Raw genomic sequence first — 14,276 nt, forward strand, 5'->3', positions numbered from 1 at the left:
TTATGATTTCTGCTCAAAAGTAACCTTCCCCAAGGATATTGCCAATCTATTCTTTAGAAAGGATTTTAATCACTTTTTCTCCGCTTATTCCAAAAATCTGGTCCTTTGGCTTTCGCTTCACTAGCGCTAGACCTGTAAAGCGACCAAAAGCCGGAAGTATCAATTGATTTTCTCCAAGATGAAAACAAGAGATTCTGATTGATTGTCTTCCTTTTCCCTGAAGCCTAACACCAGGGTGTAGGTGTCCACAAAGATTCAGTTTGCCTTCTGGGATTTCCTTCGAAGGTTCATGTGTGAGAAACAAATTCCCCAAATCGACTGGTTTTTCATGAATTTCAAATAAGGACTGCTGGTAGGCCAAAGGAGAGAGAACGTCGTGGTTTCCTTTGACAAGATGGAATTTAGTCATTGGAAAATCCTGTAGAAAAGCATTCAATTCATTCCATTGCTCATTCCAATCGCTGTGAAATAAATCACCTAGAACATAAAAATCACTTGGAGCGTATTTTTCAACAAGCGATCTAATACCCTGTAAATCATGTGAATGTATTGGCTCTGGAACTGGAATCCCTGATTTTCGGAAGTGAGCCGCTTTACCGAAATGTAGATCTGCTATAAGTAAAGTTTTGCTTTCTGAAATCCAAATAGCCTTCTCAGCAAGTAAATGAAGTGTGGTGCCAGAAAACGTAATACTCGAATGCATCAAAAATTGGGTATGATTTTAGGGTGAAATTGAATAAATTCAAATCTAGTTCAATTATGAGTTTACCAAACCCATTTTTTATGAAAACTTGTCAATTAGCTTCAATTGTCGTTTTGTTGATCATATGTGGACATCAGACTGTACAAGGTCAATCCAAATCAAAAATCATAGGCATTTGGTACAATACTGAAAAAACAGCTCGCATTGAAATCATGGAAAATGAGAATGAAATGATTGGCAAACTTGTCTGGATCCGGCAAAACGAAGGTGATCCAGAAGTGTTTTTGGATGTAGTGAATGCAGATACTAGTTTGAGAAATCGACCTCTAATGGGTTTAACCATTCTGAAAGGTCTAAAATATAACAATGGGATCTGGTCTGAAGGTGAAATATATGATCCAGAATCAGGCTTGAGTTATACCTGTGAGCTGCAACTTAAAAAGAAAGATGTACTTGAGGTTAAAGGGTTTTTAGGAGATTCCTGGGTCAGCCGGACGGTAGAATGGAATAGAGTGAAAAAATAATGCTGTCGCCAAAATCAATTCCAGGCTGAGATTAGACTGTTTGAACGATAAATCTGCTTTGGTCCCAAATAAAACAGCGGCTTTCTCAAAAGTTGAGGCAGCCGCTGTTTATGTTAACAATCCGCGTTTCAGGAGGATTTTTGCTGTAAATAGAAGGATTTAAGAATGTAGGAAAGTTGCTCAAATTCAATCAGAAAAGCATCGTGCCCCGCTGATGAAGTGATTTCCTTGTAAGTTCCTTTTTTGACTTTCTGACTAATATACTGCGATTCTGAAGGAAGAAACAGCAGGTCAGAATCTACCCCAATTGCCAATACATTAGCTTCAATTTGCCCCAAAGCCTCATCCAAACCGCCACGGTTTCTACCCAAATCATGGGAATCCATCGTTTTGCTTAAAGTCCAGTAAGAAAGAGCGTTAAAACGTTTTGCAAGTTTTTGTCCCTGATACCTGAGATAGGATGAAGCGCGGTAATCGTCCATTTTATTTTCAGAATCAGCCTGCTTCCTTTCCAGATCCTGTGGATGCCGGTAGGTAAGCATTGCAATCGCACGGGCTGTTTCTAGGCCTTTTTGACCCGCAGACTCGGCGTTTTCACCCCAGGTACAGTCTGATTCTATTGCCATTCGCTGGGTTTCATTGAAGCCAATTACCCATGGCCTTGTCTTGGCAGTAGATGCTAGAATTACCGTATTTCTGAGTTTTTCACCCAGCGTATAAGCCCATTCCAGCCCGACTTGACCTCCCAATGATCCGCCGATTAGTGTGTGAATTGAATCTATTTTCAAATGAACCCTCAAGCGTTCCAAACCAGCCGCAAGGTCACGAGAGGTCATTTGGGGGAAATCATAGTAATATGGCTTTCCGGTTTTAGGGTTTTCGCTGAATGGCTGTGTAGAGCCATAGCAAGATCCCAGAAGATTTGCACAAATAATGAAATGGTCTGCCGGGTCGAAAAACTTATCTTCCCCGATCAGTCCACTCCACCATTCTTGTGCATTAGAGTCTCCGGTAAGCGCATGGATAACCCAGATTACATTGGATCTGTCTGTATTGAGCTGTCCATAAGTGGTATAGCCCAGGTCAAATTCTGGAAGAATCTCTCCTGATTCCAGATGTAAAGGCAGACTAGAATGAAATATTTCCTGGGTCATAGTAATCGAAGCGTACTGACTTTTTAGGTTCATTTGAAAGGTTAAATTTTATCGAAAGCTTGTTGTAAGTCCGACTTGATATCTTCGATGTGTTCAATTCCACAGGAGATTCTCAATAAAGTCGGAGTGACACCTGCAGCAAGTTGCTCCTCATCAGAAAGTTGCTGATGTGTGGTGGCTGCTGGCTGGATGATCAGTGTTTTGGCATCACCTACGTTGGCTAGGTGAGAAATCAATTCTAGATTATTGATCAGATTTGATGCTTGCTCTTTATCACCTTTCAGTTCAAAAGATAATACTCCCCCAAATCCATTTCTCAGGTATTTTTTAGCCAAAGAGTGATATGGAGAAGAAGCCAAACCTGGATAATTTACTTTTTGAACAGCAGGATGTGATTCTAGCCATTCTGCCAAAGCCAAGGTATTAGCTGCTGTTTTACTTACTCTTAGGGAAAGCGTTTCTATGCCTTGCAGCAAAAGGAAAGAATTGAACGGGCTGATAGCCGGGCCAAAGTCGCGAAGCCCTTCCACACGAGCTCGAATTGCAAAAGCGATATTTGGAAGCCCTAGAGGATTGTTTTCACCGAAAACCTCCCAGAAATTCAAGCCATGATAGCCTTCGGAAGGTTCTGAGAATTGCTTGAACTTTCCATTTCCCCAGTTGAAATTTCCTGCATCCACGATGATTCCACCTATGGAAGTTCCGTGCCCGCCTATCCATTTGGTAGCGGAGGAAGTCACAATATTAGCTCCATGAGCGATTGGCTGGCATAAATATCCACCTGCACCAAACGTATTATCTACCACCAAAGGGATATCGTGTTTCTTGGCTACTGCTGCAATAGCTTCGAAATCAGGAATATTGAATTCTGGGTTACCGATAGTTTCCAAGTAGATTGCTTTGGTTTTTTCGTCAATTAATGCTTCGAAATCAGAAGCTTCTTTCCCTTTGGCAAATCTTGCGTCAATACCAATTCTTTTAAAGGCAACTTTAAACTGATTGAATGTTCCACCATAAAGAAATGAGCTGGATACAAAGTTATCGCCAACTTCCATGATGTTATTCAATGCTAAAAACTGAGCGGCCTGTCCTGAACTAGTAGCAACTGCAGCTACACCTCCTTCTAATGCGGCGATTCTCTTTTCAAAAACATCTGTAGTAGGATTCATGATCCTGGTGTAGATGTTTCCAAATTCCTTTAGACCAAAGAGATTTGCCCCATGCTCAGCCGAGTTGAAAACATAAGAAGTTGTTTGATAAATAGGAACTGCGCGGGAATTTGTAGATGCGTCTGGTTCTTGGCCTGCGTGAACTTGAAGTGTGTCGAAATGAAGGTTTTTTGACATGATATTATGGATTTATGGTTTGAAAAATTTTGGACATTAAAAAGCCCTTACGAATTACTTCGAAATAGGCAGGAATAATATCAACACAGAAATAAAGCCTGAAGCTCTAGGAGGGAAGGTGTTGAAATAGAAACTTGAGTGATGAATCCTGTGTGCATGTTTATTGAACTTATAGTTCCAAAAGAGAATAGCTCTCTTGGCAGGAATTGGCACCTTGGACTTTCCAGGTTGCCAGAGGGTCAATGAGCCTGTCTCTCGCCTCTTCTTTATAAATCCGAGCACTTAAAAAGTGAAAGGATGCTGCAAATAAAAGGTCAGCGAATAAGAAATCAAAATTTTTTCTTAATCGCTGACCAAAAAACTGAAATTATTTATCCAATTCAGCCGAGTCAAACCTAAAAATCGGATTAATACTATCTAAATCAGGTTCAATGTTAACCAATTCATTGACTAAGCCATCTTTCAGTCCGTAAGCCCATCCATGTATGGTTGGTGCATTTCTTGATTTCCAGGCTTTCTGAATCGTAGAAGTTTTAATCAGATCTTGGCATTGCTCGATCACATTCAATTCTACCAGTCTGTTTACCTTATCTTCATGGACTTCAATTGCGTCGATTTCTTTTTGGTAGATTTTATAAACCTCCTTGATATTAAGAAGCCATTTGTTGATAATTCCGTAGCTCTTATTTCCTAAAGCAGCTTCAATTCCACCGCAGCCGTAGTGCCCGCAGACTATGATGTGTTCCACTTTCAGCACCACCACGGCGTATTCCAACACACTAAGAAGGTTTACATCCGTATGGACTACCATGTTGGCGATGTTTCGGTGAACGAAAATCTCACCAGGGTCAGTACCGGTAATTTGATTGGCAGGAACTCTACTATCCGAACATCCAATCCATAGGAATTTTGGAGACTGTTGCTTTTCTAGTCTTCCAAAAAAATTTGCATCTGCCAGTTTTTGATCAGCTGACCATGCTTTATTCTGAATCAATAATTTCTCGTAAGGGCTCATACTTTTTCGTGTAATTTATAGTTAAAACCTTCTATTGTAATACTAATTTTCTTGTCTGAACAGGAGGCAATGAAGTCATTCAAAACCTCCTGAATATCGTGATCAATAAACTGCGCTTTCTGTGCATTGATGATCACTTTGGAACCCGCAGGTATCTTCTCCAGCTGTTTCATTAATAGCGCTTTATTTAGAAAAGATACATCTTTTTGAAGCTTAAGTAGGTAGTTGCCATTCATCTCCGTCAAAGTAACGGCACGAACGAAATTAGTCTTCATCACAAAGAATAGCCCAAAGACCATTCCTATACCGATTCCTACCAAAAGATCCGTAAATAGTATAGCTACTACGGTCACTATAAATGGGATGAATTGGTCCCAGCCATTTCTGTAGATATTTACGAATATAGCAGGTTTGGCGAGTTTATATCCCACTACAAAAAGTACTGCGGCCAGGCAGCTTAGTGGTATCATATTTAGAATATTCGGGATTGACAAAACCAATATCATCAATAAAACCCCGTGGAATATGGCGGACATTTTGGTTCTGGCGCCTGAAGCAATATTCGCAGAACTCCTTACAATCACAGCAGTAATCGGTAACCCCCCGATTAATCCCGATACAGTATTTCCGACACCCTGGGCAAACAATTCCTTGCTAGGTGGACTGATCCGCTTCAACGGATCTAATTTATCTGCCGCATCTATACTTAATAATGTTTCAAGACTTCCTATAATAGCAATGGTCAAGGCCACTACCCAAAAAGTGCTTTCACCTATCATAGAAAAATCAGGAAAGGTCAATAAATCCCCAATTTCCCCAAGATTGCCAAGAACTGGAATACTTACCAGGTGTTCACCTCCAAGTTGCCATTCAGGTTTCCAAATGCCATAGAGCGAATTGATTACTATTCCGGAAATTACTGCCCATAATGCTCCTGGAACTGCGCCAAAGATTTTATGATGTTTGAGTTTTGGTTTTTCAAAAGCAATCAAAATGCCAAGTGCTATTAATACTATAGGTATAGCTCCGAAGCTGCTGTACTTGAAAGCATAATAGATTTCAGAGAAAGTATTGTGATCATCTGCTTGCAAAAAAGCTTGGTCTCCCATCAAATCCACATCATAGCCAAGTGCATGTGGGATTTGTTTTAGGATCAGTATTAAGCCTATCGCCGTAAGCATTCCCTTGATGACTGAATGTGGAAAGTAGTAACCGATTACGCCGGCTTTAGCTATGCCTAAACCAACCTGAATCAATCCCGCCACGACAAGCGTACCAAGAAATAGGGGTAAAGACCCCATGCTGTTAATTGAATCAAGCACGATAACAGTCAATCCTGCGGCAGGGCCACTTACACTTACATTGGACCCAGATAGGCTTCCTATCACTATTCCACCTACAATTCCAGCGATTAGACCAGACATGGGAGGCGCTCCACTAGCGACAGCAATCCCCAAACAAAGTGGTAAGGCAACCAAGAAAACCACTAAACTGGCTTTTAAGTCATATTTGAGATTGCTTCCAAAAAGGTTATTCATTTTATAGGGTTTTTAAAGAATTGGGGTGAAAATTATATTTCTCTAATTCTTTAAAAATAAATTATTGTTTTGATTGATTCTAATTAAAAATATAAAACCTTCAAAAGACCTTATTTTAAAAGAGCTTGTATGGATTGCTGTACGACCTGAAAATTAAATTGTTCAATAGCTTTCTTCATTTTCTCTTCAATTTCCGGAAGGTTAAGATTCCCAATACTTCCTTCATGTGAATGGTTTAGTTTGCTTTGGTTTGGGGAGAAATTGTCTGATTCTATATCCAGTCCTACTTGCTTGTAAGCATCTCGAAACGGCATTCCTTTCAACACCAAGTCATTAACCACTTCTACTGAAAAAAGATGTTTGTAAAAGGGATCCACGAGAATGTTCTCTTTCACCTTGATCGATTTGAGCATAAACGTGGTCATGCTTAGGCAGGATTTAAGGCTTTCTAAAGCAGGGAATATTTCTTCTTTGAGTAATTGTAAATCCCTGTGATATCCTGTTGTTGTGTTCGTTAGAATCATTGACACTGCATTTGGCACCGATTGAATCTGATTGGTTTTTGCACGTATCAACTCAAATACATCTGGATTTTTCTTATGCGGCATGATACTGCTTCCCGTAGTCAGATCATCCGGAAACTTGATAAAAGCGAAATGCTGATTCATGAAAATACACACATCAGCAGCCATTCTATTTAATGTTCCGGCCATCCCGGCCATTGCAAAAGATAAGGTGCGTTCGGTTTTTCCACGACTGTTTTGAGCATTCAGCACATTGTGATGAAGGTCAGCAAAACCTAGTAGTTCTGTGGTCATTGTTCTATTCAATGGAAAGCTAGAACCATAACCTGCCGCAGAACCCAAAGGGTTTTTGTTAGCCAGATCAAAAGCAGCTTTCAGCATTCCTAGATCTTCACTTAAGCCTTCGGCAAAAGAGCTGAACCAAAGTCCAAAAGAAGAAGGCATAGCTAGCTGCGTATGTGTATATCCCGGCATCAAGTCTCCTTTATGCTTTTCTGCCAACTTAATCAACAAATCAAATAGCTCGATGCTTTCTTCTACCAAACCCTGAATGGCTGCTCTATAATAAAGCTTCAGGTCTACCAGCACTTGATCATTTCGGCTTCTTCCGCTATGAAGTTTCTTTCCTACATCGCCAAAGCGCTCGGTTAGCAAAAACTCTACTTGAGAATGCACATCTTCTACTCCAGGAGCGATTTCGAACTGTCCTTTCTCTATTTCAAAATAAATATCCTTCAAGCCACGCTGTAGAATTTCATTTTCTTCCACAGTCAGTAGTCCAATTGTAGAAAGCATTTGTGCGTGTGCCATGGAGCCAAGCACATCGAAGGGTGCCAATAAAATGTCAAACTCTGGATCGCGACCAATAGTGAAGGATTCAACTTCCTTTTTGCTTCCAGTTTCTTTTTGCCAAAGTTTCATTTTTAATTAGTTTGAGTGAGCATGCTGGCGTAGGTTTCCAATAGTTGGATATAGCCTTCGATGCCATTCTGAATTTCGTTCAAATAAATAAATTCATCTGCAGAATGTGACCTTGCCGAGTCGCCAGGGCCTATTTTTACAGATGGGTAGGGGATCAAAGCCTGATCAGATAGGGTAGGACTTCCATAGGTTTTGAGGCCAAGTTGCTGTCCTACTTTTAGAATCAAATGCCCTTCAGGGACATGTGAGGATTGAAGTCTGAGCGAACGAGGTGCAAGTTCAGCGCTTAGAGAGTCTTTCAATTCTTCCAAAGCTTCTTCCAATGTATAGGCATCGGTCACACGCACATCCAAGACAAATTCACAGAGATCCGGAACCACATTGTGCTGCTGGCCTGAATGAATAACTGTTGCGGAAACTTTTGTCTTGCCAAGGAATTCAGAGACTTTTAGGAATTCAAAATCCCTGATTTTCTGCAAGTCTTCCAAAGCAAGGTAAATAGCATTTATGCCTTCCTCTCGGGCAGCATGTCCAGCTTTGCCGTGTATTTTTGCGTCTATAACCATTAGCCCTTTTTCAGCAACAGCCATCCCCATCAAGGTAGGTTCTCCAACGATGGCCAAGTCACAAGCTGGAAGTTGATCGATAACAGAAGCAATTCCATTTTTACCAGAAATCTCCTCCTCAGCCGAAGCGATCATGATTAGGTTAAACGGGAGGTCCTGTCCGTAGAAATGCGAAAAAGCTGCTATCAAACTCACCAATGGCCCTCCGGCATCGTTACTTCCTAGGCCGTAAAGTTTACCATCTTCCGTAATTGCCAAAAAGGGGTCTTTAGTGTAACCAGCATTTGGCTTGACGGTGTCATGATGGGAATTGAGCCAGATCGTTGGCTTTTCTTTATCAAATAAATTGGCAAAAGCCCAGATATTATTTCCTGATTTATGAACTTCAATATCTCTAGCTGTGAAAAACTCTTCGATGACTTCTGCAGTGGAGCTCTCTTCCTTAGAATAGGATGGAATCTCTATTAATCGATTAAGAAGCTCAACTGCACTATCGTATAATTCCATCCTTTTTTTATGGTTATTATATATGATTTTCCTCTTTCTTACCAGAAAAGAACCAAAACCAATTTAGGATTTGGTTAATTCACGAATTGAGGCCACTTCGGTCACCCGTCATCCCCGCCTGCTGTCGGGCAGGGGTCTTCTGACCAAGTGAGCAAAGAAATTTTAGGTACTGGAAAGATTGCAGATAATCATATTAGTTAATTAATAGAGGTCATATCGGCTACGCTCTATTGTAGTTCCTGAAATTTTTCCTTTTGCTGCCAAATGAAGGTTTTCTGCTTTTCCAATCCACACATGATTTACTCCTTTTTCTAAAGCTTCAAAGGCATTATCCAATTTTGGGATCATCCCGGAGTGTATTACATTTTCCTTGCGGAGCTCGTCGTAAATATCTTCGTTGATCAACGGAATAATGGAATTCTCATTTTTCTCATCGATCAAAACACCACTCTTATTAAAGCAAAAATAAAGATTGACTTGATGCTCTTTCGCCAAGCTAGTGGCTAGGGCAGAGGCAATGCTGTCTGCATTTGTATTGAGTAATTGGCCTTTTGCATCATGGGTAATCGCATTAACCACAGGTAGTAAATCGCCTGAAAGTAAATGATCAATCAACTTGGTATTAACTTCCTGAATATCACCTACAAATCCGTAGTCAATTCCTTTGACAGGCCGCTTGATAGAACGAATAATATTTCCGTCAGCACCAGTCATTCCAATGGCATTCACTTTGAGCGCTTGAAGCTTAGCTACGATATTTTTATTAATCAATCCGGCATAAACCATGGTTACTACGTCCAAGGTTTCCTGATCAGTGATCCTTCTTCCGTCCACCATTTCTGGCATGACTCCAAGAGATTCACCAAATCTGGATGCCATCACCCCACCTCCATGAACCAATATTTTGTGTCCAGGAAATTTGGAGAAAAGGGCTAAAAATTCATCCAGCTTTTCTGGAAAGTCGATGACATTACCTCCGATTTTAATAATACTGATTTTCATTGGGTGTAAGTCTTTATTTGTTTCCTAACAGATGGCTAATTGCCGCCTGGGCTGCGAATACTCTATTTTTTGCTTGCACCTGCACCAAGGATCTAGGGCCGTCAAGAATTTCATCTGACAGTTCAAGATTTCTTCTTACTGGAAGGCAGTGCATTACTTTAGCATTTTTGGCATTCTCAAAATGATTTTCAGTGAGCATCCAAGAAGCATCTGTGGAAAGAATCTTCCCGTAATCATTGAAAGACGACCAGTTTTTAACATACACAAAATCAGCATCTTCCAATGCTTTACTTTGATTATATTCTATGGTTGCTCCTTTAGTGAATGCTTCATCTAATTCGTATCCCACAGGATGTGTAATTGTCAAATCATGATCCATTCCAAGCGTCCATTCCGCAAAGGAATTAGCCACTGCATGAGGAATCGCCTTAATATGTGGACCCCAAGTCAAGACAACTTTAGGTTTCTTTTTGCCTGACCAATTCTCTCTTATCGTAATTTGATCTGCAAGACTTTGTAGCGGGTGACGGGTGGCGGATTCCAGACTGACTACTGGAACTCCGGAATACTTCACAAACTGAGAAAAGGTAAAATCACTCATGTCTTCCTCTTTATTGGTCAAAGACGGAAATGCACGTATCGCTAAAATATCAAAATAAGATCCCAACACGGCCGCTGCATCCTTAATATGCTCCACTGTTCCGCGATTCATCACTGCACCGTCCTGCATCTCAAGCGCCCAGCCTTCTTTATCCATATTCAGCACAATAGGCTCCATACCCAGATTCAAAGCAGCAAGTTGTGTAGAAACCCGTGTCCTAAGAGAAGGATTTAGGAAAATACATCCTATGCGTTTTCCTGCACCTTTCGCTTGATCAAGTGCTGGGTTTGCCTTGTATGCTAAAGCTTGCTCGATTAATTGGTTTCCTAATTCGAGGGATTCAAATTTGGTAAAGTGCTGTAGTGGCTGGATAATATTGGCCATTAGTTAACTGGTAGGGGATTGACTTAAGATTTCTTTTAATGCAGATATAAACGAATTTAATTGATTCCACTCGATATTTAAAGGAGGCAGTAGTCTTATCGTATTCTTTCCTGCGGCACTTCCAGTGAACATGTGGTATTTATTCACTAATTCGGAGCGTACAGGTCCAGCTTCACGATCCAGATCTATGCCGATCATCAAGCCTGTACCTCGAATAGCAGTGATTCCGGGGATACTTTTCAGTGCTTCCAAAAGTTTATCACCGAGTTTGGTAGCGTTTTCTAAAAGCTTTTCTTTTTCAATTACTTCCACCACTGCTAAGCCGGCTGCACAAGCCAAGTGATTGCCACCGAAGGTAGTTCCAAGCAATCCATAAGTGGCTTTGAATTCGGGAGAAATCAAGATTCCACCAATCGGAAATCCATTTCCCATGCCTTTGGCCATGCTAATGATATCGGGACTTATTCCATCTACTAATTGATGTGCAAAGAATTTTCCTGTACGACCAAATCCTGACTGAACTTCGTCCAAAATCAATTTTGCCTCATACTTCTTGGTAAGTGAAGCCAATCCTTGAAGAAATTCTGCACTTGGAACCTGAATGCCATTGACACCTTGTATGCCTTCAATGATGATTCCCGCTATTTCATTTGACTTCAAAGCCTCTTCCACTGCATCTAAGCCTGCCCAAGGAAGAATATGGAAATCTTCACGGACATTACATGGAGCAACGATTTTTGGATTGTCAGTCAAAGCAACTGCGCCTGAAGTTCTACCATGAAAACTTCCCGAAAAGGCTATAAAACCAGATTTGCCAGTAGCAAAAGAAGCAAGCTTAATTGCATTCTCATTGGCTTCTGCACCTGAATTACATAAGAAAAGCTCGTAATCAGGATAGCCGGAAAGCTCACCTAATTTCTCAGCATATTCCTTTTGGATAGGGATCTGAACAGAATTGGAGTAAAAAGCGATCTGATCCAATTGATCTTTGATTCGCTTGACATAATGGGGATGCGTGTGACCAATGGAAATCACCGCGTGACCTCCATAAAGGTCTATATATTCTTGACCGTTTTCGTCCCAAAGTTTAGCCCCATCAGCTTTAGCTATGGTCACTGGGATCAGCGGGTAAACATCAAATAATTTCATGTGGAATTACGAATTACGATTTTTGATTTACGAGATAGACTGTACATCATACTTCAATTTCTAGAATTGAAATGATGAATGCTGAATGATGAACACTAAATTTCGAACTGTCCACTAATCAGTCTTGAATCTTGTGTCTAGCTTCTAATATCTTAGAAAGCTATACTTTTCAGATTCAAGCCCATCCTCTCCTCAAGTCCAAATGCCAAATTGTAATTCTGAACCGCCTGTCCTGAAGCGCCTTTAAGTAAGTTGTCAATGGCAGAATAAATCACAAGCTGACCTGCTTCTTTTTGCACATGAACGATCGCCTTATTTGTATTCACAGCTTGCTTCATATCGATATCAGCATCTGAAACATGTGTAAATGCTGCGTCTTTATAGAAATCCTTGTAAGCTGCTACAGCTTCTTCCTGAGTTCCTTCGAAAGGAAAGTAAGCTGTGATCCAGATTCCTCTAGGGAAGTTACCACGATAAGGAACAAAGAGAATCTCAGAAGAAAATTCAGAATTTGTTTGCTTAAAAGTCTGAGTAATCTCCTTTATATGCTGATGCGTAAAAAGCTTATAAACAGACATATTTGAAGATCTGTAACTGAAGTGGGAAGTCTCAGCCAATTTCTTGCCGGCACCGGTACTTCCCGTAATTCCAGAGATCTGTATCGTATCCTTCACCCAGCCTTTTGCGATAGCTGGAAGTAATGCCAACTGAATTCCTGTGGCAAAGCAACCTGGATTTGCAATCTTTTTGGCTGATTTGATTTTCTCTGAATTCACTTCAGGAAGGCCGTAAGTAAATCCGTTGGACTCATCTCTAAAATCGGTAGATAAATCGATCAAAACTGTCTCCGGAGAAAATGTATGTTGCTCCAAGAAACCCTTGGTCTGACCATGAGGTAAGCCTAGGAATACTGCTTCAATTCCTTCGGTTTGAACTTCATCAGTGAAGATCAAATCACAATCTCCGATCAAATCAGGATGAACCTCAGCTACTTTTTTGCCCTTCTGGCTATTGCTATGTACATAGACAAGTTCGCAGGCAGGATGATGAACTAGCAAACGAAGTAATTCGCCTCCGGTATATCCGGCTGCGCCTATGATCGCTGTTTTGAATTTAGTCATTTTCTGAGTTTACCTTATGGAAAATGGAAGTCTGATTACCCAAAATACGGGTAAACCCTTTCACATCTTCCGCTGTGTAACCTTTGTTCATTTCACCGTAGCTACCAAACTTGTTGGACATCAAATCATGCTCAGAAGTGATTCCAAGTAAAGTAAATCGGTAAGGCTGAAGTAAAACGCGAACGTTTCCAGTCACATAAGTTTGGGTGCTAGCCATAAATTCCTCCAGATTTCTCATCACTGGATCCAGGTAATGTCCCTCATGCAGGTGATTGCCGTAGAATTCAGCCAACTGGTTTTTCCAGAATAGCTGCCACTTAGTCAGCGTATGTTTTTCCAGCAATTGGTGGCCTTTAATGATGATAATTGGAGCAGCAGCTTCAAAACCAACACGTCCTTTGATACCGATAATCGTATCTCCAACGTGGATATCACGACCGATGCCATAAGGTGCAGCTAAAGCCTGTAAAGCCTGAATGGCCTCAACAGAATCTTTATATTGTTTTCCATCAACACCTTTCAATTCTCCTTTTTCGAAAGCAAGAATCACTTCTAATGGTTTTGTTTCGGTTACCTGAACTGGCCAAGCGTTTTCTGGTAAGTAGTCAGAAGAAGTCAACGTCTCTTTTCCTCCTACAGAAGTACCCCAAATTCCTTTATTGATAGAATAAGCAGCTTTCTCGAAGTTCATTTCTACTCCATGCTTCTTCAAATACTCGATTTCCTCGGCACGACTCAATTTCAAATCTCGGATAGGAGTGATGATCTCTATGTCTGGAACGATAGTTTGAAAGATCATATCAAAACGTACCTGATCATTTCCTGCTCCGGTAGAACCGTGAGCCACAGCTTTCGCACCGATTGACTTCGCATATTCAGCTAGAGATTTTGCCTGAAGAATACGCTCAGCGGAAACAGAAAGGGGATAGGTCTGGTTTTTCAGTACGTTACCGAAAACCAAATACTTGATCACCTCATTGTAATAAGTATCCATTACATGAAGTGTTTTGAAAGAAGCTACGCCTAATCCGTTTGCCCGCTCTTCAATGTCTTTCAATTCTTCTTCCGAAAATCCGCCCGTGTTTACCAAAACTGCATGCACTTCATATCCTAATTCTTTGGAAAGATGTAGGGCACAAAATGTGGTATCCAAGCCTCCACTATAGGCTAAAACTATTTTTTTCATGTGATTAAGGTTTTGCTTCCTATAAGTTAAGTAAG

13 protein-coding genes and 1 riboswitch are annotated in these 14,276 nt (G+C 40.7%); of the genes, 1 reads left to right on the top strand and 12 read right to left on the bottom strand.

Annotated features, from left to right (window positions below; genetic code table 11):
* Positions 1-46 precede the first annotated feature (46 nt).
* Entirely contained in the window at positions 47-703 is a 657-nt protein-coding gene (gene pdeM, locus BM386_RS04055) for a ligase-associated DNA damage response endonuclease PdeM (protein WP_091691753.1), read from the bottom strand.
* An 80-nt stretch (positions 704-783) separates the two neighbouring features.
* Between pdeM and BM386_RS04060 the strand changes: the two genes are divergently transcribed.
* Positions 784-1,227, top strand: coding sequence for a DUF2147 domain-containing protein (locus BM386_RS04060; protein WP_170857030.1), 444 nt, complete (start codon positions 784-786; stop codon positions 1,225-1,227).
* A gap of 128 nt (positions 1,228-1,355) precedes the next feature.
* On the opposite strand, the gene BM386_RS04065 is transcribed toward BM386_RS04060, so the two are convergent.
* The 11 genes from BM386_RS04065 to BM386_RS04115 form a co-directional block, all read right to left on the bottom strand.
* Positions 1,356-2,414 carry a homoserine O-acetyltransferase family protein gene (locus BM386_RS04065; RefSeq protein ID WP_091691755.1) on the bottom strand — a complete coding sequence of 353 codons (1,059 nt, stop codon included), beginning with the start codon at positions 2,412-2,414 and terminating at the stop codon, positions 1,356-1,358.
* Positions 2,415-2,422: 8 nt separating this feature from the next.
* Entirely contained in the window at positions 2,423-3,727 is a 1,305-nt protein-coding gene (locus BM386_RS04070) for an O-acetylhomoserine aminocarboxypropyltransferase/cysteine synthase family protein (protein WP_091691756.1), read from the bottom strand.
* Between the two features lie 166 nt (positions 3,728-3,893).
* A riboswitch (SAM riboswitch) is annotated at positions 3,894-4,002 on the bottom strand.
* A gap of 92 nt (positions 4,003-4,094) precedes the next feature.
* A complete protein-coding gene (locus BM386_RS04075; RefSeq protein ID WP_091691757.1) occupies positions 4,095-4,742 on the bottom strand; it encodes a carbonic anhydrase in 648 nt (215 codons plus the stop codon).
* The gene (locus BM386_RS04080) at positions 4,739-6,280 is read right to left on the bottom strand and encodes a SulP family inorganic anion transporter (RefSeq protein ID WP_091691758.1); all 1,542 of its coding nucleotides are present in this window, start codon (positions 6,278-6,280) and stop codon (positions 4,739-4,741) included. Before BM386_RS04080 ends, BM386_RS04075 begins: the two co-directional genes overlap by 4 nt.
* A gap of 110 nt (positions 6,281-6,390) precedes the next feature.
* Entirely contained in the window at positions 6,391-7,725 is a 1,335-nt protein-coding gene (argH, locus tag BM386_RS04085) for an argininosuccinate lyase (protein WP_091691759.1), read from the bottom strand.
* A 2-nt stretch (positions 7,726-7,727) separates the two neighbouring features.
* Positions 7,728-8,798, bottom strand: coding sequence for a M20 family metallo-hydrolase (locus tag BM386_RS04090; RefSeq protein WP_091691760.1), 1,071 nt, complete (start codon positions 8,796-8,798; stop codon positions 7,728-7,730).
* A gap of 201 nt (positions 8,799-8,999) precedes the next feature.
* Entirely contained in the window at positions 9,000-9,800 is an 801-nt protein-coding gene (gene argB, locus BM386_RS04095) for an acetylglutamate kinase (protein WP_091691761.1), read from the bottom strand.
* A 13-nt stretch (positions 9,801-9,813) separates the two neighbouring features.
* The gene (locus BM386_RS04100; RefSeq protein WP_091691762.1) at positions 9,814-10,785 is read right to left on the bottom strand and encodes a Rossmann-fold NAD(P)-binding domain-containing protein; all 972 of its coding nucleotides are present in this window, start codon (positions 10,783-10,785) and stop codon (positions 9,814-9,816) included.
* A 3-nt stretch (positions 10,786-10,788) separates the two neighbouring features.
* Positions 10,789-11,934, bottom strand: a complete 1,146-nt coding sequence (locus BM386_RS04105; RefSeq protein WP_091691763.1) for an aspartate aminotransferase family protein — start codon at positions 11,932-11,934, stop codon at positions 10,789-10,791.
* A 152-nt stretch (positions 11,935-12,086) separates the two neighbouring features.
* The gene (gene argC / locus BM386_RS04110; RefSeq protein ID WP_091691764.1) at positions 12,087-13,055 is read right to left on the bottom strand and encodes an N-acetyl-gamma-glutamyl-phosphate reductase; all 969 of its coding nucleotides are present in this window, start codon (positions 13,053-13,055) and stop codon (positions 12,087-12,089) included.
* Positions 13,048-14,241, bottom strand: a complete 1,194-nt coding sequence (locus tag BM386_RS04115) for an argininosuccinate synthase (RefSeq protein ID WP_091691765.1) — start codon at positions 14,239-14,241, stop codon at positions 13,048-13,050. Before BM386_RS04115 ends, argC begins: the two co-directional genes overlap by 8 nt.
* Between the last annotated feature and the right edge of the window lie 35 nt (positions 14,242-14,276).

Origin of the sequence: Algoriphagus locisalis (assembly GCF_900116615.1) — a bacterium.
Taxonomy (GTDB): Bacteria; Bacteroidota; Bacteroidia; order Cytophagales; family Cyclobacteriaceae; genus Algoriphagus; species Algoriphagus locisalis.

Bases quoted from the DNA above. Each gene is read 5' to 3' on its own strand.
- pdeM (WP_091691753.1), bottom strand. From the start codon at position 703: ATGCATTCGAGTATTACGTTTTCTGGCACCACACTTCATTTACTTGCT.
- argH (WP_091691759.1), bottom strand. From the start codon at position 7,725: ATGAAACTTTGGCAAAAAGAAACTGGAAGCAAAAAGGAAGTTGAATCC.
- BM386_RS04075 (WP_091691757.1), bottom strand. From the start codon at position 4,742: ATGAGCCCTTACGAGAAATTATTGATTCAGAATAAAGCATGGTCAGCT.
- BM386_RS04070 (WP_091691756.1), bottom strand. From the start codon at position 3,727: ATGTCAAAAAACCTTCATTTCGACACACTTCAAGTTCACGCAGGCCAA.
- BM386_RS04100 (WP_091691762.1), bottom strand. From the start codon at position 10,785: ATGGCCAATATTATCCAGCCACTACAGCACTTTACCAAATTTGAATCC.
- BM386_RS04065 (WP_091691755.1), bottom strand. From the start codon at position 2,414: ATGAACCTAAAAAGTCAGTACGCTTCGATTACTATGACCCAGGAAATA.
- BM386_RS04090 (WP_091691760.1), bottom strand. From the start codon at position 8,798: ATGGAATTATACGATAGTGCAGTTGAGCTTCTTAATCGATTAATAGAG.
- BM386_RS04080 (WP_091691758.1), bottom strand. From the start codon at position 6,280: ATGAATAACCTTTTTGGAAGCAATCTCAAATATGACTTAAAAGCCAGT.
- argC (WP_091691764.1), bottom strand. From the start codon at position 13,055: ATGACTAAATTCAAAACAGCGATCATAGGCGCAGCCGGATATACCGGA.
- BM386_RS04060 (WP_170857030.1), top strand. From the start codon at position 784: ATGAAAACTTGTCAATTAGCTTCAATTGTCGTTTTGTTGATCATATGT.
- BM386_RS04115 (WP_091691765.1), bottom strand. From the start codon at position 14,241: ATGAAAAAAATAGTTTTAGCCTATAGTGGAGGCTTGGATACCACATTT.
- argB (WP_091691761.1), bottom strand. From the start codon at position 9,800: ATGAAAATCAGTATTATTAAAATCGGAGGTAATGTCATCGACTTTCCA.
- BM386_RS04105 (WP_091691763.1), bottom strand. From the start codon at position 11,934: ATGAAATTATTTGATGTTTACCCGCTGATCCCAGTGACCATAGCTAAA.